Raw genomic sequence first — 20167 nt, forward strand, 5'->3', positions numbered from 1 at the left:
CTATACTTAAGAAAACCCTCGGAGGTAATTATGTGCGGACGTTTCGCCCAGGCGCAGACCCGGGAAGAGTATCTTGCCTTTCTTGCGGATGAAGCGGAGTGCGACATCCTCTACGACCCGGAACCCATCGGGCGCTATAACGTCGCGCCTGGCACCAAAGTATTGCTGCTCAGCGAGCGCGACGATCTGTTGCATCTCGACCCGGTGTTCTGGGGCTACGCCCCTGGCTGGTGGGATAAGCCGCCGCTGATCAACGCCCGTCTGGAAACTGCCGCCAGCAGCCGGATGTTTAAGCCGCTGTGGAACCACGGTCGGGCGATTGTCTTTGCCGACGGCTGGTTCGAGTGGAAAAAAGAGGGAGACAAAAAGCAGCCTTACTTTATCGCGCGCGCCGACGGACAGCCCATTTTTATGGCGGCGATCGGCAGCACCCCGTTTGAGCGCGGGGATACTGCGGAAGGGTTCCTGATCGTGACCGCCGCGGCAGATAAAGGGCTGGTGGATATCCACGACCGGCGACCGCTGGTGCTGACGCCGAAGTCAGCACGCGAATGGCTGCGCGAAACGGTGAGCGGCAAAGAGGCTGAAGAGATCGCCCGGACGGGCGCGGTACCCGCAGATGAATTCCACTGGCATGCCGTCACGCGGGCGGTGGGGAATGTAAAAAATCAGGGGCCAGAATTGATCAATAAAATAAGTGAGCCGTAAAATAAAACCCGATTTTATTAATAATGATTATTTGCAGAAATAACGAAGCGCCAGCAAATATACATTCATCACCAGCGTAGCGGTAAAATAATAATTCAGGAGGGCCAGAATTAACCCTCCCCTTTAACACCTAAACCACCTGTTTTGGCCAGCGTCTCCTTTTGGGAAGCGGCACGCATGAGTGTGCGGTGAGTCGGGTTCCGCAGACGGAACAAACAGCACCATGAGGTTGGGTTTGCGTGGGGCAAAAAGAGGTAAAACGAAACCTCTTGCTTGTGCAAACCGGGCACTCAAATTTTATGTTGGGAATAGCCCCTCCGGGCAGGTGAATAGAGTCACCACTATAGCGCAATTCTTAATCGCCCAGGGATATATCTTCCTTATCTGACAAATAATTACTTTTATCCTTTGCACTATTTTAGTGAAAGAGATTTATCTGACCCGAAGAAAGTCAGAAAAACGCGTGGTATATCGCGGGGATAACATTTCCCTTTTCATTTGCCATTTCTGCTCTATTCCCTGCCCGGCAAACCAGATGGTTCCGCGCCCTTGTTCATTAAGTTTATCGATAAGCGCCATTAACTCTGCGCTGTTGCGCCGGGGCGGATTTTCATCAAACAGATTCAGCTGCGCGACGCCAGAACTGAAAAAATCCCCCAGCATGACGCCGGCTTTCTGATAGCGCAGCCCTTCTCTCCAGATAATATCCAGACAGTGTGTCGCCGCTTCAATAATATCCCGGCTGTCTTCCGTTGGCGTCAGCAGTTTGGTTGAGGCGCTATTACCGTAATAAGGCTCGTTCAGCGCAAACGGCGACGTTTTCACGAAGGCTGAAATAAACCGGCAGTACTGGTGTTCAGCCCGCAGTTTCTCGGCGGCGCGGGCGGCATAGCTGCAGATGGCCTGGCGCATTGCCTCGTAATCCGTCACTTTTTCGCCGAACGAGCGGGAGCAGATAATCTCCTGCTTGTGCGGGGCATACTCTTCAAACCCCAGACAGGATTCACCGCGCAGCTCGCGTACGGTGCGCTCCAGCACCACGCTGAAATGTTTGCGGATCAGGGCCGTGGGGGTGTCCGCCAGCGCCAGCACGGTATGAATGCCCATCGCCTCCAGCTTTTTGCTCATCCGCCGCCCGATACCCCACACCTCGCCGACGGGCAGCGCCGCCATCAGCTTGCGCTGACGCTCAACGCGGGATAAATCCACCACGCCGCCGGTCTGCCGCTGCCATTTTTTTGCCGCGAAGTTGGCCAGCTTGGCGAGGGTTTTGGTGGGCGCAATACCCACCCCGACGGTCAGGTGCGTATGTTGCAGCACCGTCTGGCGAATTTCGCGGCCAAAGGCCTCCAGATTGCAGCAGTTGCTGACCCCGGTGAGATCGCAAAAAGCCTCATCAATCGAGTAGATCTCAACCCGCGGAGCCATCTCCTCCAGGGTGGTCATCACCCGATTGCTCATATCGGCGTACAGCTCGTAATTACTGCTGAAGGCGACAATGCCGTGGCGGCGGAAAATCTCTTTCTGTTTGAAATACGGCGCCCCCATCGTCACCAGCCCTTTCGCCTCGGCGCTGCGGGCAATCACGCAGCCATCGTTATTCGACAGCACCACCACCGGCCTTCCCTTCAGGTCCGGGCGAAACACCGTCTCGCACGAGGCATAAAAGCTGTTCACGTCGACAAGCGCAAACATGGTTATTTGCGCCCTTTTACGGGCGCGGTAACGCGTGGGTAGATGGGTGGCATAGTCTCAAATCCGTTTAACTGTATATATATACAGTATCAATGATTTTGCGAACAAATCAAGATGCTTACCGGCACAACGGCTGAGACTATGGTTCAGGTTAATAACCGAAGAGGCTTATTTGCAGGCCACCAGATCGGCCATCTGCTTAGCGTCAGGCAAACCGACGATCTGCTGCAGGGCGCGATCTTTATTCAGGTAATAAATGGCAGGCGTACCGCTGGCTCCGAGTTGCTCCATCAATTGCTGATTCTGCTGGATCTGCTTAAACACCGCTGGCGGCGTGTTACTTTTCAGCGCCGGTTTCGTTTTCCCGTCACTGCTTTCGAGGTCATGCCACACTTTAGCCGGATCGCTGGCGGAGAGGATCGCCGCCGCATACTGGGCGCTGTCCGGGCGGATCACGCCCACCAGCAGGGTTTTGGTGCTGATACTTTTATCCTTGAGATAAGGCTGGGCCTGATGCCAGAACTTGTTGCAGTACGGGCAGAAGGGATCGGAGAAGACCACCACCTGACACTTCGCGCCCGCGCTACCTTCTGCGATCCCCGGCGCGGCGGTGAGCTGTTTCCACATTTCGCGCCCGGCAGGAATATAGATCTCATCGTTGATGACCTTCTCGCTCAGGTTATTGCCCTCGGCATCGTACATATAGCCTGAAATAACGTGCTTTTTATCCGGGGTGAGATAGAGCGTGACGCCCATGTCCTGATATTTCCCCAGCCACCCTTCCACCCCGCCGGGGGCGCTGAACGGTTTAATAATTTCAATGCCCTGTTTCTGGACGTGTTTAATGGGTTCGGGCAAATCAGCGGTCTGCGCCAGGGCGCTGAAGCTTAAGGTCAACATCAACAGGGACAGGATCTTGTTCATTTTTTTTCCTCAGTAAAATCAGATGGCGCGGCCGCGTTAGCCTTTGCCAGGGCGGTCAGCAAGGCGTCTTTGCTCAGCAGGGAGGGCAATACATGCCCCTGCGGAACTGAAGGGCCAAAAATGGCGTTAAACGGAATGCCGCTGGCGCCGTAGCGCCTCAGGAACTGCTCGATTTCAGCGGAAGGCTGGCTCCAGTTGCCCTGCAACAGTACCACGTCGTCGCGGTTTAACGCGGCGATCACCTCAGGCCGGTGAAGCACCAGGACTTCATTCACCCGGCAGTTCAGGCACCAGTCGGCGGTGATATCCACCAGCACGCGTTTTCTGGCGTTCAGCGCGTCACTGAGCGCGGCCTCACTCAGCGGCTGCCAGTTCAGGGGTGAGCCGGCCTTGCCCTGGGGTTGCGGAGCCAGAAAAGCATACAGCCCGGCACCAAACAACACGCCAAAGGCCAGGCTGCGCAGATTTTCCCGGTGGTTCGGCATGGCCTTCGCGCAGCGGTAAAGGAAAAACGCCACCATCAGGCCGCCGCCGATCAGCACATAGCGTGCGCCCCACTCCTTCATCAGCAGCGACATCAGCCAGATGCAGGAGCCGAGCATCAGGATCACCAGCACCAGACGCAGCTTCCCCATCCAGGGGCCAGGCTTCGGCAGCCAGCGCGCCACCCCCGGCACCATGCTGATGGCCAGCCAGGGCAGACTCATGCCGATACCCAGAACAAAAAAGATGAGCCACAACTGATGGACGGGAGCCGCCAGGGCGAAGGTCACAGCCGTACCGAGGAAGGGTGCCGTACAGGGCGTGGCAAGCAGGGTCGCAAACGCGCCTTCGAGAAAACTCCCGCCGGTACCGTTGCCGCCAGCGGTCGCCAGCCGGGTGGTGAGCGTGGAAGGCAGACGGATCTCTATCAGGCCCGCCAGGCTGAAACAGAAAATCCACGTCACCAGCACCATCGCGCCGATGAACCAGGGATTCTGGAACTGAAAGCCCCAGCCGATCCAGGCTCCGGACAACCGCAGCCCGGTCACGACCGCCGCCAGCACCAGAAACGAGAACAGGATCCCGGACGCGGTTGCCAGAAAACGCAGCCGCGTCTGACGGCGGGTGCTCTCTGCCAGGGTCATCAGCGACGCGAGCTTGATGCCCAGAACGGGCAGCACGCAGGGCATCAGGTTGAGGATCAGGCCACCCACCAGCGCCACGGCCAGAATCTGCCACAGCGAGGTGGAAGCATTGATATCAACGCTGAGCTGCTGACTCCGGTTGCCGTCGCTGACCAGCAGCGCGATCTGCTGTAGATGAGAGGCCTCCAGCGGTTGGCCCTGCTCATCGCTGACCCTAAACCGTGCCGTCAGGATGTCGCCGTCGATCGTCGTCTGCGGCGGGGAAAGAGTCGCCCCCGGCGGGTTATCCGTGAACAGTTCAGGCCGGGACCAGCCTTCCGGTGAGGTCAGTTTCACCGTCAGCTGATCTGCGTCAGTGGCGACAGAGTTCACCGCCATCGCCCCGCTGGTTGCAGGAACCGCGCGCATCGCGTTATCCCACGCGCTGGCAAAGCCCGTCGACGGACCGGATGCCAGGTTGAGATCCAGCGGGAAGGTTTTGACGACACAGAGATTGCTGCACAGGGAAAGCGTCAGCTTCCCACGCAGTCGCTGCACCTCATCGGTGGTGATTTCCAGTGGAAACACCACCCGGCTCTCGTAGCCCACCGAGCTGAATCCGGCAGACGTAAAGCGCACGGGCCGCGGCCAGTGCCACTGCGTACTGGCCTGCGGCGTCCAGTCGATCACCGGCCGAAAGCCGCCGTCACCGGGGCTTCGCCAGTAGGTTTTCCACCCGTCATCGGGGGTGACATCCAGCAGCAGGCGCACTTTCCCGTTCGCGGGCGCATCGTGTAAGACATGCACCTGAGCATGGGAATTATCAGGCTGCATCGGCCAGCCCGGGACCGCCGCATAAGCGGTGGACAGGCTGAATAACAGGAACCACAGGCTCCTGAAAAGCGTATTCATACATTTTCTCCGTGAAAAATTAACTAAACAGGGACAGCCCGTTCAGTCATTCACGGAAAACGCAGTTTTTGAGATGTATTCGGAGGAGCGGAGGACGAAACAGGATGACCGGCCTCGGCAGGACGCTGATTTTGATCAGCACCGCTAAAACGAGAACCAGCAGTGTGGGTAACAGCAGAAGGTTATCAAAATGAAGAGGTTGGGCGGCCAGCAGGGAGTGGGCGCTGAGCTCACAGGGCGACAACCCTGGCGACGTCAGCTCCTGCGGGCTGTTTTCAGCGGTCAACGAGAGCGTGGCGGCCTTGACCTGCATGTGGTGCAGGATGCTGGCCCGCTGGGTCAGACAGATCAGCATGACAATACAGGCAACGAAAAGAAGCGCGACGGCTCTTAGTTGCCTGTTTTTATGTTGAGTCGGACCCGTCAGGATATTCATGGGCAATGAGAATAGTGAGCGACGCGTCTTCGGGCAAGGGGCAATTTGTAAAGTAATGACAAGGTGCGGGGAACTCAGCTTACCGCGCAATCAGCCACAGGAAAGCATAATGCCGCTTAATCAACCGACGTCTCAATGCGCGTGCCTAATTTAAGGGCTAAGCGCAGCACCCGGTAATTTTCGTATGCTTTCCGCGATAAAATAATTTCAGGAGAGTAAACGACATACAGCGACTCCCTCCTCCGGCTGAGTGCACCGCGAAGCGGCGATTTTCCTGGCCGGGAGCCGGGATTGCTAAGGGGGCGGCGGCGAGCCCACTTAGCACGTTCACAGCTGACGCGACTGACAGAGAAACACAAAACATACAGTGAACGGAACCACCACCACAGCCGCATGCTCCCCCTCACCCCAGCCCTCTCCCTGAATGGAGAGGGGGCAGGCCGTGCCAATATTTATTGTGGTGCTCCCTCAACCTGGTGCAGCGGACATTGCTTTTAAAGAAAAATAAATGCAATAATATTTTATAAATTTGCATTTTTCTCTCCTGAATCAGGGCGCCTGCATGAAAATTAGTGCACTCACTGAACGTATCTCACAGAAATTACTTGGTTTAATCGGCAGCGGCGATATTGCTCCGGGATCGCATCTCAGTGTACCTAAGCTGGCGGAAACCTTTGATGTTTCGCGCTCCCCCGTTCGTGAAGCGCTGGTGTATCTGGAACAGAAAGGGGTGCTGCTGCAAAAGCAAAACCGCGGCTTTTTTGTTAAAGAGGACTATGCCCCGCAGGCGGATACCCAACCGGCACCTTCTGAAGAGCTGGATCTGCCGGAGTATTACCAGCTTGCCGAAGACTGGCTGCGGGATGAGATCGAGTCGGAAGTGACCGAGCTGTTCCTGATGAAGCGCTATAACCTCACCAAAAGCCAGCTGTCGACGGTGCTGGCCCGGGGCATCAGCGAAGGATGGGTTGAGCGTAAGCAGGGCTACGGCTGGCGTTTTTTACCGGTCGCCAAAACCAAGACCGCGCTGGAGCAGATTTTCAGCTTCCGTATGGTCATTGAACCGATGGCTATCCTGGAGCCTACGTTCAACGCACCGCAGGAGAAGATTAACGAGATCCGCCGCGAGCTGGAAATGCTGCTGGAGAGCGGCATTGAGCGCCTCTCCCCTACTCAGCTGCAGCTGGCGGGCTACCGTTTTCACGAAACGATCATCAGTTTTTCCAACAATCCCTTCTTTGAAATCTCTCTACGTAACGTCAACCGCATGCGTCGGCTGATGGACTATCGCATCATGGATGACCGCAACCGCTACTACGCGGAAGTGAAAGATCATATGCGCATCCTCGCCCTCATTGAATCCGGACAGCGGATTGAGGCGTCGTACACCATGAAGCAGCACCTCTCCGTCGCCCTCAATAATAAAAAAATGCGCCGGATCAGCGCGGAAAATTAACCCTTGTCCCCAAAAAAACGGCTCACAGTGTGAGCCGTTTTGCTGTCAGCTGGCGACCGAATAGACCGGATAAAGCCCCAGTAAGAGCCCCGACCCGAGGAAGATTATGCACAGCAGGAACGCCCACTTGAAGGTGTATTTCTGATGGTCGCTGAACTCTACCCCGGCAAGCCCCACCAGCAGATAGGTTGAGGCGACCAGCGGGCTTAACAGGTGCACCGGCTGGCCCACCAGCGACGCGCGGCCAATCTCCACCGGATCGATACCGTAGGCTTTGGCCGCCTCGGCCAGGACCGGCAGCACGCCATAATAGAAGGCGTCGTTGGACATAAAGAACGTGCCCGGCAGGCTGATAAGGGCGGTGATCGGCGCCAGATACGGCCCCCAGGACTGGGGCAGCACGTCTAACAGCGTGTTGGACATGGCGGTCACCATCCCGGTGCCGGAGAGAATACCGGCGAAGATCCCCGCCGCCAGGAAGATAGAGGTCTGGTTCAGCGCGGCAGGCGCATGGGCCGCGATACGCTGGCGCTGGGCATCCAGATGCGGATAGTTAATCAGCAGCGCAATCGCAAAGGCCACCATAAACAGCACCGACAGCGGGAGCAGTTCCATCACCAGCGAGGCCATCAGCGCCAGCGTCAGGGCGGCATTGAGCCAGAACATTTTTGGCCGACGCAGCTCGTCATTCACCTCATTGATGGCAGGCAGATAGCTCTCGGCATCCTCTTCCGTAACCGCGCCGTTGCCGTTGGTCTGAATGCTCAGCTTGCCCAGGCGGCGGCGTTCACGAATGCCGATATACCAGGAGAGCACCAGCACCCCCACCAGGCCGCAGATCATCGAGGGGATCAGCGGGATAAACAGCTCGCTCGACTCCACCTTTAACGACGCCGACACGCGCGCCAGCGGCCCGCCCCACGGCAGCAGGTTGGTGACGCTCCCGGAGAGGAATACCACGCAGGTCAGGGCCAGCGGGTCGAGACGAATACGCTTAAACAGCGGCAGCATCGCCGTCACGCAGATCATGTAGGTGGTTGATCCGTCGCCGTCCAGGGAGACCATCGCCGCCAGCAGCGCCGTACACATCACCGCTTTAACCGGGTCGCCGTTAATAATGCGCAGGAAGAAGCGGATTATCGGATCGAATAATCCGGTATCGAACATGGTACAAAAATAAAGAATGGCAAAAATCACCATAATCGCGGTAGGCGCGACCTTCTTTAACCCCTCAATCATCATATCGCCCATCTCACCGCCAAAACCGGCAATAAGCGCAAACAGAATGGGAATAATAGTCAGGGCCGTCAGCGCGGATAATTTTTTGGTCATGATAAGGATCATAAAGACCACAATCATGCCGTAACCCAGGAACGAGAGCATAAGAGTCTCCGACGCAGATATTGCTAAATGCGTAATGAAGTTATGTACGTAATTTAATTGTTGTGGAAAAGCGATTAACTCATGTGCATACCGCCGTTGACGGAGAAGTTCGCCCCGGTGGCATATCCGGCTTCATCGGAGGCAAGCCAGGCGCAAATAGAGGCAATTTCTTTTGGCGATCCCAGCCGCCTGACCGGTATTTCCTGCACAATCTTGTCGATAACCTGAACGGGAGTGACCGTCTTCAGTTTGCTGGTGGCAAGGTAGCCAGGGGAGACGGTATTCACCGTGACGCCGCGCGCCGACACCTCGCGCGCCAGGGCGCGGGTAAAGCCCCGGACGGCATATTTTGCGGTGGAGTAGTTCACCTGGCCGACGGTGCCAATCTGCGCGTTTAACGAGGAAATATTAATAATGCGCCCCCAACCGCGCGCCATCATGCTGTCCACCACCTGACGCGTGACGTTAAATAAGGAGTTCATGTTGGTATCAATAACCGCCTGCCACTCCTGGGGCTGCATATCGCGAAATAATACGTTGCGCGCCGTGCCGGAATTATTAATCAGCACGTCGACCTCGCCCACTTCCGCGCGGATCTTTTCAAAGGCTTTAACCGTGGAATTCCAGTCTGCAACGTTTCCCTCAGAGGCAATAAAATCAAAACCTAATTTCCTGTTATCTTCCAGCCAGGCGTCTTTTCTTTTGGAATTCGGCCCGCAACCCGCGATGACAATAAATCCGTCCTGCGCCAGCCGACGACAAATAGCCGTGCCGAGACTCCCCATTCCCGATGTTACATACGCGATACGTTGGGTCATACCCCTCTCCCGTTGCAGATTATTAACATTGCTCACTTCTCATTAACATTAAGCGGCGGGCATAGTCATTCCGCAACCTGACCTTGTTGGAAATGTGAGCAAGATCGTTCAATTTCTGCATTTGCAAATAATTAAATGCAATTATCAGGACGGAAAAGAATCTGCATTCATTATCTTCATGGCAGGGAACCTGCCATTAAAGCCGCACAAACACAGGCATAACGAGGGTTGGCACTGAGAAACGAGACAACCATCACGGCACGATAAATGCATTTATATTATAAAAAATGCAAAGAAAACAGGAGCCATCATGACAACCTATGCTTACGTTGGCTGCCGGACTTCGGCATGGCGCGGTGCGCGCGGTAAGGGGATCACCCTGTTCCGCATTACCGAGTCGGGTAAATGGGAGCCGCTACAGTGCCTGGCTTCCGTGCAGGAAAATCCCTCGTGGCTGACGCTTGATATGCGGCGCAACCGGCTGTATGCGTTGCACGGCGATGGCGACCGCGTGGCGGTGTTCGATCGCGATCCTGACACCGGCCTGCTGACGTTAAGTAGCGAGCAGACCACCGGGCCACGCCACCCTCACCCGGATCTGGAGCCCGCCCGCAGAAATAATCCGGTTGGGGCCGCGCTGACGCCCGACGGCAACACGCTGCTGATCGCCAACCATGAAGGGGGCAACATTGCCGCCCTGCCGATCAGCGATAAAGGGCTGGAGCCGCCCATCGATTTCGCCCGCATCGCCGGTCATACCGGTTCTGACTCCCTGTCCCGTCCGCACGAGATCGTTTTTGCGCCGGGGTGCAATCTCTTTGCCGTCCCGGTTCAGGGCCGCAAGGCGGGCAACGGCATCGATATGATGCGCCTTTATCACTGGGAGCAGACCCGCTCATGCCTTGCCGATGAGGTGATGCTCCCGGCAGGCAGCTGGCCCCGCCACGCCGATTTTCATCCCAACGGCCAGTGGCTGTACGGCATCAGCGAGCTGAGCAGCACCGTCACCTTTTTTCACGTTGACCGGGAAAAAGGCACGCTCTCGCTGCGGCAAACCCTCAGCGCGCTGCCGGAGGGTTACGACCTGCGCAGCGACGCCAGCGAGATCGAGGTGCATCCTTCCGGGCGTTTTGTCTATGCCGCCAACCGCGGGCATGACTCCATCGCCGTGTTCAGCGTCAGCCCGCAGGATGGCTCACTCACCGCTGTTGGCTGGGTGCCGTGCGGCGGAAAAACGCCCCGCTTTACCGCTCTGTCGCCCGACGGCAGGCAGTTCATCAGCGCCAACGAAGATTCCGACACTCTTCAGGTGTTCGACGTCGACAGCAAAACCGGCATGTTGTCGGCAACGGATGTGGTGGTTGCCACTGCCAGCCCCACCTGCATCTGTTTTGCCTGACTACTCCTGGCCAGGTTCACAGGGGATCAGGCTGCCGATAAGGGATTTAACCGACGGCGAGGCCTGGGCGTAATCTTTTACGCCCACCAGCAGCTCCCGCTGCGCCCAGGGCTCGGCGAGGGGAATTAACCGCACGCCGCTGTGCAGCGTTGAAGAGGCTACCTCGTTCACCGGCACAATGGCGATCCCCAGCTGCTGAGCCACCAGCTCGGCCATGGAGATAAAGCTGCTCACCCGCAGCCCGACGCTGAGGGTCTTACCGCAGGCGCGGGCCTGGCGCTCAAGGATGTGGCTCACGGCGCTGTTGCGATGCGCGCCAATCAGCTTCTCATCAATAATGTCTTCAAATTTCAGCTCGCTGCGCCCCGCCAGGGGGTGAGTGGGCCACACCAGCACCGACAGCAGATCGTGCTGCCAGGGCCAGGAGACGATCCCCGCCGCAGACGTCCAGTTGGAGAAGAACCCGACGTCCGCCTCGCCCGACAGCAGCCCCTGCACCACGCTTATCCCGGTGTGCTCCTCAATCTCAATATCAGTCTGCGGATAATGGGCCAGATAGTTGCTCACCACCCGCGGCAGGTTATTCATCAGCGCCGCCGAGATGGTGTAGATGCGGATATGGCCGCGGATCCCCGCGGCATAGTCACTGAGTTCTTCTTCCATCTTCTCAAGATTGCGGAACACCTGACGGGCATGATAGAGCAAGGAGTGGCCCGCCGGGGTAAGGGTGATGCCCCGGGGCATGCGCAGCATCAGCGGGGTGCCCACCTGCTGCTCCAGCTCCGCGATACGCTTGCTGACCGCCGATACCGCGGTATGCTTCCTGCGGGCCGCGTGGGTGAGGTTTTGCTCCTCGGCGACCGCCACGAACAGTGATAAAGAGACCAGATCAAAGCGCATTGTTTTATCCATGGTTAATGCTTCAGCGTTTGCTGAATAACATACGGCAAAATACCGCCGTGGCGGAGATAACGCAGCTCCTGCTGCGAATCGAGGGTCAGCGTCAGCCCGAATTCGCCCAGCAGGCTGTTGTCCCGCCGGATACGCATCGTCAGCTGCGTCCTGCCCGCCTGGAGGTTTTCCAGCCCTTCCACGTCGATCGCTTCGCGCCCGTCCATCTCCGGCAGGCGCGCGGCGTCAGCCGGGTCGAGATGCAAAGGCAAAATCCCCATGCCGATCAGGTTGGTGCGGTGGATCCGCTCGAAACTCTGCGCTATCACCGCCTTCACCCCCAGCAGCGCCTGGGCTTTGGCGGCCCAGTCCCGGCTGGAGCCCGCGCCGTAGCGCTCTCCGGCGAAGATCACCAGCGGCGTTTCACGTTGCAGCCAGCTTTGCGCGGCGTCATACGCGGGCAGGATCTGCTGATGCGCGGCATCCCAGGCCTTTCCGCCGCCGCCACGTAGCGCCGCCGGAAGCAGGCGGTTAGAGAGCGCGGTATTACTGAAAGCTCCGCGCACCATCACCTCGTGATTGCTGCGACGCGTGGAGTATAAATTCAGGTCCTGCGGATCTTCGTGATGCTCAATCAGCCACTGCCCGGCGAGACTCGCCAGCGGGATCGCTCCGGCCGGAGAGATATGGTCGGTGGTGACATCATCCCCTAACCACAGGAACGGATGCGCGCCGGAGAGCGTCAGCGGCGCGGCGGGATCCCGGGGTAAACGCTCAAGATAACCCGGACGGCGCAGATAGGTGGAGCCCGCCTCCCAGGGATAGTGCACACTTCCCGGGGCAACGATCTCCTGCCAGTGGCCCGTACCCTGCCAGATAATCTCCCGGCGCTTAACGTAGTGCTCGCGTTTCATTACCCGCCCGAGCCAGGTTTCTACCTCTTCGCGCGACGGCATAAGATCGCGCATCATGATCGGGCGCAGCGCGTCGTCAACTCCGAGCGGTTCGTTCAGCATGTCATGAGAGATATGGCCTGCGAGGGCCCAGGCGATCACCAGCGCCGGAGAGGTCAGATAGCCGTGTCCTAGGGAGGGATTCACCCGACGGGGGAAATTACGGTTGCCGGAGAGGACGCAGACCGCCTGCAGGCCGTCGTTGACCAGCGCCTCCATGGCCGGTTGCAGCGCCCCGGAGCTGCCGATGCAGGTCATGCAGCCGTAGCCCGTCACGTCAAAACCGACCTTTTCCAGTTCGGACAGCAAACCCGACTCGCTGAGATAGTCGGTCACCGCCCGTGAGCCCGGCGAGAACGAGGTTTTCACCCAGGGCTTTGGCTTAAGGCCGTGCTTCGCGGCGTTGCGGGCAAAGAGTGCCGCCTGAACAATCAGCCACGGGTTCGCGGTGGTGGTGCAACTGGTAATCGCCGCGATGGCCACCGCCCCCTGGCGGATCGGCTCCGGGTAGTCCGCCCGCGTCCACTGCCGCCCTTTCGCTTCGACGCTCAGCGTCTCTTCAAAGCTGCTGGCCGCCTGTCCCAGCGGGATCTGCTGGTGCGGGTTCACCGGCCCGGCCATGCAGGGCTCGATAGTCGAAAGATCGAGTTCTATGCGCTGGCTGAACGCAGGCTGCGGCGACGCTTCTGTGCGCCACAGGTGTTGCGCCTGCATATAGGCCCGGATTAACGCCTGCTTTTCTTCGCTCCGCCCCGTTAAGGCAACGTATTCGGCGCTGCGTTCGTCAAACGGAAAGAACACCACCGTCGCGCCGTATTCCGGGGCCATGTTGGCGATGGTGGCCCGGGATTCAACCGACATAGCGTCTAACGCCGGCCCGGTGAACTCGACAAATTTACCCACCACCCCCGTCTCCCGCAGCAGACGGGTGATGTGCAGGGCCAGATCGCTGTCGCTCACCTCAGAGGAGAGTGCGCCGGAGAGCGAGATACCCACCACCTCAGGGAAACGCAGCGTGACCGGTTCCCCCACCAGCGCGGCCTGCCCTTCAAGGCCGCCCACGCCCCACCCCAAAATGCCCAGGGCGTTGATCATTGGGGTATGGCTGTCGGTGGCGATCATGCAGTCCGCATGCAGCAGCGGAACGGCAGCGGTGTTATCCACCGTCACCACCTCTGCGACGGCCTCAAGGTTCATCAGATGGATGATCCCGGTGCCGGGCGGGATCACCCGGAAATTATCCAGGCTCTTTTCTGCCCAGCGAATAAAGCGGTAGCGTTCGGCATTACGACGAAAATCGAAGCGCAGGTTCTCTTCCAGCGCGGCGGGTGACGCATAGCTTTCGACAATCACCGAGTGATCGATAGTCAGCACCGCCGGAATGCGCGGGTTAATCGCCGTGGCATCGCCGCCCAGTTCGGTCGTGAGATCGCGCATGGCGGCAAAATCGGCCAGCGCCGGCAGGCAGGTGGTGTCGTGAAACATCAGACGATCGGGATAAAAGGCCACTTCGCCCTTCTCCGCCGACCCGGCAAGCATCTGCAAAAACGCGGGCAGCGCTCCCGGCGAACGAAGGGCCACGTTTTCCAGCAGCACGCGCAGGCAGAAAGGGATGGTCTGCAATCTCTCCAGCGGCAGCAGCCGGGTGAGATCCAGAAAATGGTAAGGCTGATTATCAATGATCAGCTCTGATTGGTTGAGGGCCAGGGTCGATGTCATAAAACCTTCCGTCACAGCAGTATTGTTATGTTCATGTGCGGATAACGTTGCCATGCCGGGGAGCGGGTGAAAATTGAACTCTTGATAAGATAGCGTTCTCGAAAGGAGAACGCTAAGGGAAATGTCTGTGTACGGTGGGAAAGTATTTTGGGAATGGCCTTGTGACATTAGCTCAAATCATGCAGTGCCTTATCCAGCGGCGGCGTTAAAAGGATGTCCTCAAACACGACATCCAGGCCCGCCCGCTCCGGAGTACAACACATTGCACCGATCCTGACCGGCCCCGGCGGAAAATAGCTCAGGCGTATTAAAGGCCACGTCTGTCCCTCCGTTGAATACTGCAGTCTCAGGCTGTCTCCTTTACGCGTGAGCCTGAGCCAGAACGCTCGCGCATCGCCGGGAAAAATTCCTGTAGCCCAGTCGGAATGCCCTAGCGTCAGCACGCTGCCAATGGCGGGCGCGCCGTCGTTATATTCTATCCCCGCTTTTAACCAGTGCTGTTCATCACCTATCATCATCAATCCGGCCTGATCGTACAGCGTGGTAAAGTCTGCGCAGATTTTGAGCTGGAAAGTAAAATCGCCCTCAGCCTCAGTGGCAAAGACATGATCGGAAAAGCGTTCAAACCCGTACCAGGTTTCGCGCCAGAAATCAGTTTTGTCATCGGTGGTGACCTGTAGAGTGCCGTTCTGGCACTGCCACGTTGCAGGCTCATTTATCCAGGCGAACGATTTAAACATAACAGCTCCAAAATGGTTTTTTCATCTGCGCAGCGGTAAGAAATAATGACATCTGTATTATTCACTCGCCCTCATTATTTTATGGAGCCAACTTCGCTCAGATTCTTGCCATGATCCCTGCCAGAGGTCAAAACGTTTTAGTTTCTGAAGCTTGCGTAGAACGACATTGTCTCCCAGGGAGGAGAGAATTCTTTCTGGTACTGAAATACCAAAAAGGCCTTCAGCGACCGGGAAAATCTCGCATTCTGACGCCAGCGACCCTAACGATTTTTCTATCTTCTTAAGATCGGCTTTAATGATTAACTGAAGTCCCATCAGCTTTTAAACTCCACAATAGCTACCTGCTCAAGCGCTTGCCTGATCTGGGCTAAAACCTGCTCAGAGATGGATTGTCCTCTGGTGTCGTAAACGACCCTGCAAGTTTGAATGTGAGGAGGAAGCTGCGATCGCCCATATGATATTCTGGCAGTATTATAAGCAATACTGAGTTTTATCGATTCCGGTGAGGCCAGGCAGTGGTTGGCTACGAGGACAAACTCTCCGCCATCTTCAGATATAAATTCCGGGGTAAACATTATCTATCCTTTTTATTACGATCGCTGTTCATACATGGATACTCAATGACACTACAAGCGAGCTGGCTTGAACAGTCTGCGCCCGGTGATGAAACAGAAGGTGTTTCGATCATCGACGTCAATCCTATTGGCCCTAATGGAGAAAAGGATCGGCGACTGCTAATCAGTAACGATGATGAGCCCCTTCTGATTTTACAGCTATATATACATGCAGATGAGGATAGCTGGCTTATTTCCAGCGCCTTTTCTGGTTTTCTCCTGAATGAATACCACGTGGCTATCATTTGTGGCGACCACTTTCATGTTTTTGAGATGGCCACACGCGCGTTCAAAAGCCATCCACTGGGTGATTACGTTGGCCATATTTATTCAGTTCCTGACATCCATTCTGACAGACTACAGGATCGGGTTCTGGTCGCCACTTACTGCCACGTTTTTCTGATGGATATTGCTGCGGGCATTCTCTGGAAATCCGGGCAGTGCGCCATCGATGGCGTGATCGTTACATCCATAGAGAATGATACGGTGCTTGGTGAGGGAGAGTGGGACCCGCCGGGGGGCTGGGAATCTTTTAAGCTCGATCTCAAAACGGGTATCCTGATTTGAAGAAGGGCTCACCCTCAGGGTAATAGCCCGACAGATTGCTCCAGCGTTCAGGTTTGAATGATTTCGTAAACCACAATAACTAAATCGTTAACAGCTTCCGCTTCTTGCTTCGAGTTTCCCGGTGCGCGTCCATCCATGACGCAGAACAGAAAATGTATTTTCTGGTGTGTTATTGGTTTGAACCTGACGTAAAGATTTTCGAGGCGGTGGTCGATACGCTGAAATCGCTTTACTGGCATCTTTTTGATGAATGGGAGGGACCAAGGGCAAGCGAAGCAGTAAAGATGGGGGAGCAAGAATTCTTTGAGCTGATTAATCGTGCGATGTTGCCCTATTCCCGTAAAATTGAGGATCCAGATTGGCTGGAGCTGCTTGTTCGGTAGTTTTTATCAGTTCTCTTATCGCCTCGCTGTTTCGTGAGTGGTTAGCCCCAGCTTTTCCGGTACGACATGGTTGAATATTGCTATCAACTCAGGATCCATAAAGAGGTAATCATCGGCGATATCGAGCACATGAAGAGGCTTAAATGCGATGAGCCGGCCATATTGAGCCAATAAACGGTTTTTGTGCTTCTCTTCCATCACGCAGACAACATCAGCCCATTGAAGCAATTCAGCAGAGACTCTTTTTTTAGCATTCCGGCTAGTCCCAGCGGAAAGTACGGAAAGGGATGGATAACGGCGGAACACCTGTTCCGCCGTCGGGCTTCGCCATTGATTACGACTGCATATAAAAAGTACGTTCATCAGAATAGTGATACTCTTCAAGACCTCTCAGGGCACGTTGTTGGTTAGTCATACGTGGATACTCATGCCCCAGTTGTGCGGCACGTAACAATTTATCTGACCGCGTGTAAAGCATCTTCCAGTTTTTTTCGCCACGGAAGGTTAATAAGGCCTTGTGGACATCACGAGACTTGTTGCGTCGCTTCTGTGCATTGCGCCAATCTCGGGTACGTTTTATTTCCATTATTTTACTCTCTCAGATTAATCGGGTCAGCAGCCGCGATAATACGGGGAGAAAAAACTGGAAAAGTATAGCTTCTTCCGAAGACAATTTATATCCCGGGTTGGGTGAGTCATATTCCCTTATCTAGCTTCGGCGACAGACATAGTGGGATCTAACGAAGGGAAAACAACCCCTTAAAACAGGCCCTCTACACCACGCCTCCCCTGCCAAACCAACAATATTTCTGACCCTAACCCCTAAGAATTTCTGTCAGTTCTTTGCGTTTCCTTGTTGCCCATTCAGGGTTAATGGACAGCAGTAAACTATACTGCTTTCGGAAATAAACATGCCTGAATTCCTTATCAGGGGCGCTGTTCAGGGCTGCATACTCTGCAGCCAGAGCGACCACACCACAGTCAACAAACCAGTACAGGATCTCATCATCACTCAGCGTCACTTTACGCGCTATTTCGATCCCTCGTTCAGCGACGACGAAATGATATTCTTCACCATGAATTTCCAGATATGGCGTTGCCAGGCCATCAGGACTGTCAGGGATGGTGAAGTAATGATTGGGTCTGACCCCACCGCCCATTTTCACGCCGATTTTGAGGAGTTCGGCGCGTAACTCTTCGATATTTTTCATGATTTTTTATGGTCAATACGTTACAGAAACCCTGGCAGCCTTAAAAGTCTAACCGCATCCCGACGCGCCGCGCCGGATCGAAACCCTTTCCAATTTCCTCTTCTATCTGGCTTATCAGATGAAGCGGGCACGATTCCCCTTCCACTATTTCAAAACCCAGCGAGGCGTAAAATTTTGCATTAAAGGCAGCCACCTTATCTGTTGTTAATGTGGCGCCAGCCAGGCCGCGCTGCCGCGTGGACGCGAGCATCGCCTGCATTAACAATCTGCCGATCCCCTTCCCTTGCCAGTCCGGGTGCACATCAATTTCGGCAATGTGCAGCCATCTGCTTTCGAACGTGCCAGCTATAAACCCGACGGGGGTAGAATCTGCAGCTAACGCGGCAAGCAGCACACCGTCGCGGCTGAAGTCACAAAAATCCTTCAGGCTATTTGCGACAGCCTGACCTGTCACCGCCCCTGCGCCACGCAGTGTCTCAAAGGCAGCCAGTTCGATGGCGCGCAGTGCATCAAAATGTTCACACTGCGCATTGCTGATGGTGATTTCCAGGACCGAACTCTCCATGTATGTCTCCCCGCTCATTAACGCAAAATTATGCCAGGCGACCAGCAATGGCCGCCCGGAATAGCCTGTCGCTCCACTACCAGCGCGTGGCCTGCATATCGATGACAAAGCGATACTTTACGTCACCCTTAAGCATACGGGCAAAGGCAGTCTCAATATCCTCGCCACCGATCGTTTCGATATCGGCGGTAATATTATGCTCGCCGCAGAAGTTCAGCATCTCCTGGGTTTCCTGAATGCTGCCAATTGACGATCCGCTGATGCTTAAACGCCGAAACACCATGGGCGTAATATCCGGCGAGAGGTGTGGCTGGTCCGGAATACCGACCAATACCAGGCGACCGTTGGTTTTCAACGTCGCCAGATAAGGGTTCAGGTCGTGCGGTGCCGCCACGCAGTCAATGATAAAATCCAGTGAGGTTTGGCAGGCCGCCATTTGCGCGGCATCGCGCGATACCACCACCCGTTTTGCCCCCAGACGACGGGCATCTTCGCCCTTCTCCGGGGAGGTTGTAAACAGCGTCACTTCCGCCCCCATCGCACTGGCGAGCTTCACTGCCATATGGCCTAGCCCACCCAGACCCACGACACCCACGCGATCGCCGGCAGCCACATTGAAATGGCGCAGCGGCGACCAGACAGTCACACCCGCACACAACAGCGGTGCAACCCCGGTAAGCGGCAGGTTGCGCGGCACAGACACAACAAAATGTTGATCGACGATCACGCTCTGCGCATAGCCGCCCCGGGTTCTTTCGCCGGTAAATTTATCCAGGCCATTGTAGGTCGCCGTGAAGCCTGCTTCGCAGTACTGCTCTTCATGGCTCTGGCAGAAATGGCACTCGCGGCAGGAGTCGACCATCACGCCCACACCGACGATATCACCCGGTTTAAAATGGGTGGCCTCGTCGCCAGTCTCAAGGACGCGCCCGACTATCTCGTGCCCCGGCACCAGGGGATATTCACTTACCGCCCATTCGTTACGCGCCATATGGAGATCGGAGTGGCACACGCCGCAGTAGAGGATCTCAATTTTGACGTCCTGTTTTTGTAGCGGGCGCAGCGAAACCTGGCCCGATGTCAGGGGTTGTGTCGCGTCATGTGCGACTAATGCATTGATTTTCATCTCACCTCAGGAATGTGCTGGTTCAGGCTAACTCAAGGGGGCAGACTATAGTCAACAGGATCCCATATTGATAGTAGTTACCATTTGGTGACCATAAGCAGAGGAGAGAACAGTGCCAGCCTGGGTTGAAGGTAAACTTTATTTTTATGCGGACTCGCCGCCGCGCCGCCTGATGGAACTCTTTTCCGTTAAATGGACCACGATGGTGCTGCACGCGCTGTATCACTGGCCGGATGAGCGTGCACGCACCGGTGAGTTACAGCGTAGCCTGGAGGGAATTTCTAAGAAAATGCTGTTCCAGACGCTGAAAGAGCTGGAACAGCGGGGTTTGATTGCCCGCCATGTGTACGACGTGATCCCCCCCAAAGTCGACTACCGGCTGACCCCACTCGGCAGAACCTTTGCCGAGCCCATTGAGCAAATGTACCAGTGGGGGTTAGAACATCAGGATGCACTTGATGAAATGGAAGCCTGTTATCAGGCGGCGTCCGGCTAATAAAATCACTATTGTGAATTTATTTTCACTATAGTAAATTTTAATGAACTCATTTTTTATGTGAA

Annotated in this window: 21 protein-coding genes; 6 read left to right on the forward strand and 15 right to left on the reverse strand. The window is 56.0% G+C overall.

Going from position 1 to position 20167, the window contains the following annotated elements; genetic code table 11:
• The first annotated feature begins 30 nt into the window (after positions 1 to 30).
• Positions 31 to 708 (forward strand): SOS response-associated peptidase, encoded by a 678-nt coding sequence (locus FFB58_RS03945; protein WP_138369075.1) that lies wholly within the window; start codon positions 31 to 33, stop codon positions 706 to 708.
• A 432-nt stretch (positions 709 to 1140) separates the two neighbouring features.
• Here FFB58_RS03945 and FFB58_RS03950 read toward each other — a convergent pair whose 3' ends face one another.
• The 4 genes from FFB58_RS03950 to FFB58_RS03965 all read right to left on the reverse strand — a co-directional run bounded on the left by FFB58_RS03950 (position 1141) and on the right by FFB58_RS03965 (position 5781).
• Complete coding sequence (locus FFB58_RS03950; protein WP_138369076.1) at positions 1141 to 2403, reverse strand: Y-family DNA polymerase; 1263 nt, start codon at positions 2401 to 2403, stop codon at positions 1141 to 1143.
• A 168-nt stretch (positions 2404 to 2571) separates the two neighbouring features.
• Positions 2572 to 3303 (reverse strand): thiol:disulfide interchange protein DsbG, encoded by a 732-nt coding sequence (gene dsbG / locus FFB58_RS03955; protein ID WP_286172535.1) that lies wholly within the window; start codon positions 3301 to 3303, stop codon positions 2572 to 2574.
• A gap of 20 nt (positions 3304 to 3323) precedes the next feature.
• The gene (locus FFB58_RS03960) at positions 3324 to 5345 is read right to left on the reverse strand and encodes a protein-disulfide reductase DsbD domain-containing protein (protein WP_138369078.1); all 2022 of its coding nucleotides are present in this window, start codon (positions 5343 to 5345) and stop codon (positions 3324 to 3326) included.
• Between the two features lie 46 nt (positions 5346 to 5391).
• Complete coding sequence (locus FFB58_RS03965) at positions 5392 to 5781, reverse strand: copper-binding protein (protein ID WP_171029923.1); 390 nt, start codon at positions 5779 to 5781, stop codon at positions 5392 to 5394.
• A 562-nt stretch (positions 5782 to 6343) separates the two neighbouring features.
• Between FFB58_RS03965 and FFB58_RS03970 the strand changes: the two genes are divergently transcribed.
• Positions 6344 to 7237: a GntR family transcriptional regulator gene (locus tag FFB58_RS03970; RefSeq protein ID WP_138369079.1), complete on the forward strand. Its 894-nt coding sequence runs from the start codon at positions 6344 to 6346 to the stop codon at positions 7235 to 7237.
• Positions 7238 to 7282: 45 nt separating this feature from the next.
• Here FFB58_RS03970 and FFB58_RS03975 read toward each other — a convergent pair whose 3' ends face one another.
• Together FFB58_RS03975 and phbB are read right to left on the reverse strand one after the other, a co-directional pair.
• The gene (locus FFB58_RS03975) at positions 7283 to 8620 is read right to left on the reverse strand and encodes a CitMHS family transporter (protein ID WP_138369080.1); all 1338 of its coding nucleotides are present in this window, start codon (positions 8618 to 8620) and stop codon (positions 7283 to 7285) included.
• Between the two features lie 74 nt (positions 8621 to 8694).
• Entirely contained in the window at positions 8695 to 9438 is a 744-nt protein-coding gene (gene phbB / locus FFB58_RS03980; protein ID WP_039028602.1) for an acetoacetyl-CoA reductase, read from the reverse strand.
• A gap of 310 nt (positions 9439 to 9748) precedes the next feature.
• On the opposite strand from phbB, the gene FFB58_RS03985 reads away from it, so the two are divergent.
• Positions 9749 to 10837, forward strand: coding sequence for a lactonase family protein (locus FFB58_RS03985; RefSeq protein WP_138369081.1), 1089 nt, complete (start codon positions 9749 to 9751; stop codon positions 10835 to 10837).
• Here FFB58_RS03985 and FFB58_RS03990 read toward each other — a convergent pair whose 3' ends face one another.
• From FFB58_RS03990 to FFB58_RS04005, 4 genes are all read right to left on the reverse strand, one after another.
• The gene (locus FFB58_RS03990; protein WP_138369082.1) at positions 10838 to 11749 is read right to left on the reverse strand and encodes a LysR family transcriptional regulator; all 912 of its coding nucleotides are present in this window, start codon (positions 11747 to 11749) and stop codon (positions 10838 to 10840) included.
• 2 nt (positions 11750 to 11751) lie between these two features.
• Complete coding sequence (acnA, locus tag FFB58_RS03995) at positions 11752 to 14400, reverse strand: aconitate hydratase AcnA (protein ID WP_138369083.1); 2649 nt, start codon at positions 14398 to 14400, stop codon at positions 11752 to 11754.
• Positions 14401 to 14567: 167 nt separating this feature from the next.
• Positions 14568 to 15140: a DUF1349 domain-containing protein gene (locus FFB58_RS04000; RefSeq protein WP_138369084.1), complete on the reverse strand. Its 573-nt coding sequence runs from the start codon at positions 15138 to 15140 to the stop codon at positions 14568 to 14570.
• Between the two features lie 57 nt (positions 15141 to 15197).
• On the reverse strand, positions 15198 to 15455 hold the full coding sequence (locus FFB58_RS04005; protein ID WP_138369085.1) for a hypothetical protein: 258 nt from the start codon (positions 15453 to 15455) through the stop codon (positions 15198 to 15200).
• A 305-nt stretch (positions 15456 to 15760) separates the two neighbouring features.
• Between FFB58_RS04005 and FFB58_RS04015 the strand changes: the two genes are divergently transcribed.
• The gene (locus FFB58_RS04015; protein WP_138369087.1) at positions 15761 to 16321 is read left to right on the forward strand and encodes a hypothetical protein; all 561 of its coding nucleotides are present in this window, start codon (positions 15761 to 15763) and stop codon (positions 16319 to 16321) included.
• A gap of 152 nt (positions 16322 to 16473) precedes the next feature.
• Positions 16474 to 16704 (forward strand): hypothetical protein, encoded by a 231-nt coding sequence (locus FFB58_RS04020; RefSeq protein WP_286172484.1) that lies wholly within the window; start codon positions 16474 to 16476, stop codon positions 16702 to 16704.
• 15 nt (positions 16705 to 16719) lie between these two features.
• On the opposite strand, the gene FFB58_RS04025 is transcribed toward FFB58_RS04020, so the two are convergent.
• From FFB58_RS04025 to FFB58_RS04045, 5 genes are all read right to left on the reverse strand, one after another.
• The gene (locus FFB58_RS04025) at positions 16720 to 17067 is read right to left on the reverse strand and encodes a phosphotyrosine protein phosphatase (protein WP_138369088.1); all 348 of its coding nucleotides are present in this window, start codon (positions 17065 to 17067) and stop codon (positions 16720 to 16722) included.
• Positions 17039 to 17290: a hypothetical protein gene (locus tag FFB58_RS04030; protein ID WP_072036612.1), complete on the reverse strand. Its 252-nt coding sequence runs from the start codon at positions 17288 to 17290 to the stop codon at positions 17039 to 17041. The genes FFB58_RS04025 and FFB58_RS04030 overlap by 29 nt, the downstream gene beginning before the upstream one ends.
• Before the next feature lie 229 nt (positions 17291 to 17519).
• Positions 17520 to 17915 (reverse strand): Imm63 family immunity protein, encoded by a 396-nt coding sequence (locus tag FFB58_RS04035; protein WP_039028593.1) that lies wholly within the window; start codon positions 17913 to 17915, stop codon positions 17520 to 17522.
• Between the two features lie 40 nt (positions 17916 to 17955).
• A complete protein-coding gene (locus FFB58_RS04040) occupies positions 17956 to 18480 on the reverse strand; it encodes a GNAT family N-acetyltransferase (RefSeq protein ID WP_171029924.1) in 525 nt (174 codons plus the stop codon).
• A 76-nt stretch (positions 18481 to 18556) separates the two neighbouring features.
• Positions 18557 to 19606, reverse strand: coding sequence for an NAD(P)-dependent alcohol dehydrogenase (locus tag FFB58_RS04045; RefSeq protein WP_039028592.1), 1050 nt, complete (start codon positions 19604 to 19606; stop codon positions 18557 to 18559).
• Between the two features lie 112 nt (positions 19607 to 19718).
• On the opposite strand from FFB58_RS04045, the gene FFB58_RS04050 reads away from it, so the two are divergent.
• A complete protein-coding gene (locus FFB58_RS04050; protein ID WP_138369089.1) occupies positions 19719 to 20102 on the forward strand; it encodes a helix-turn-helix domain-containing protein in 384 nt (127 codons plus the stop codon).
• Positions 20103 to 20167: the final 65 nt, after the last annotated feature.

The sequence above is a fragment of the Enterobacter sp. MF024 genome (assembly GCF_005843915.1).
Taxonomy (GTDB): domain Bacteria; phylum Pseudomonadota; class Gammaproteobacteria; order Enterobacterales; family Enterobacteriaceae; genus Enterobacter; species Enterobacter barmai.

Bases quoted from the DNA above. Each gene is read 5' to 3' on its own strand.
- FFB58_RS03945 (WP_138369075.1), top strand. From the start codon at position 31: ATGTGCGGACGTTTCGCCCAGGCGCAGACCCGGGAAGAGTATCTTGCC.
- FFB58_RS03950 (WP_138369076.1), bottom strand. From the start codon at position 2,403: ATGTTTGCGCTTGTCGACGTGAACAGCTTTTATGCCTCGTGCGAGACG.
- dsbG (WP_286172535.1), bottom strand. From the start codon at position 3,303: ATGTTGACCTTAAGCTTCAGCGCCCTGGCGCAGACCGCTGATTTGCCC.
- FFB58_RS03960 (WP_138369078.1), bottom strand. From the start codon at position 5,345: ATGAATACGCTTTTCAGGAGCCTGTGGTTCCTGTTATTCAGCCTGTCC.
- FFB58_RS03965 (WP_171029923.1), bottom strand. From the start codon at position 5,781: ATGAATATCCTGACGGGTCCGACTCAACATAAAAACAGGCAACTAAGA.
- FFB58_RS03970 (WP_138369079.1), top strand. From the start codon at position 6,344: ATGAAAATTAGTGCACTCACTGAACGTATCTCACAGAAATTACTTGGT.
- FFB58_RS03975 (WP_138369080.1), bottom strand. From the start codon at position 8,620: ATGCTCTCGTTCCTGGGTTACGGCATGATTGTGGTCTTTATGATCCTT.
- phbB (WP_039028602.1), bottom strand. From the start codon at position 9,438: ATGACCCAACGTATCGCGTATGTAACATCGGGAATGGGGAGTCTCGGC.
- FFB58_RS03985 (WP_138369081.1), top strand. From the start codon at position 9,749: ATGACAACCTATGCTTACGTTGGCTGCCGGACTTCGGCATGGCGCGGT.
- FFB58_RS03990 (WP_138369082.1), bottom strand. From the start codon at position 11,749: ATGGATAAAACAATGCGCTTTGATCTGGTCTCTTTATCACTGTTCGTG.
- acnA (WP_138369083.1), bottom strand. From the start codon at position 14,400: ATGACATCGACCCTGGCCCTCAACCAATCAGAGCTGATCATTGATAAT.
- FFB58_RS04000 (WP_138369084.1), bottom strand. From the start codon at position 15,140: ATGTTTAAATCGTTCGCCTGGATAAATGAGCCTGCAACGTGGCAGTGC.
- FFB58_RS04005 (WP_138369085.1), bottom strand. From the start codon at position 15,455: ATGGGACTTCAGTTAATCATTAAAGCCGATCTTAAGAAGATAGAAAAA.
- FFB58_RS04015 (WP_138369087.1), top strand. From the start codon at position 15,761: ATGACACTACAAGCGAGCTGGCTTGAACAGTCTGCGCCCGGTGATGAA.
- FFB58_RS04020 (WP_286172484.1), top strand. From the start codon at position 16,474: ATGTATTTTCTGGTGTGTTATTGGTTTGAACCTGACGTAAAGATTTTC.
- FFB58_RS04025 (WP_138369088.1), bottom strand. From the start codon at position 17,067: ATGAACGTACTTTTTATATGCAGTCGTAATCAATGGCGAAGCCCGACG.
- FFB58_RS04030 (WP_072036612.1), bottom strand. From the start codon at position 17,290: ATGGAAATAAAACGTACCCGAGATTGGCGCAATGCACAGAAGCGACGC.
- FFB58_RS04035 (WP_039028593.1), bottom strand. From the start codon at position 17,915: ATGAAAAATATCGAAGAGTTACGCGCCGAACTCCTCAAAATCGGCGTG.
- FFB58_RS04040 (WP_171029924.1), bottom strand. From the start codon at position 18,480: ATGGAGAGTTCGGTCCTGGAAATCACCATCAGCAATGCGCAGTGTGAA.
- FFB58_RS04045 (WP_039028592.1), bottom strand. From the start codon at position 19,606: ATGAAAATCAATGCATTAGTCGCACATGACGCGACACAACCCCTGACA.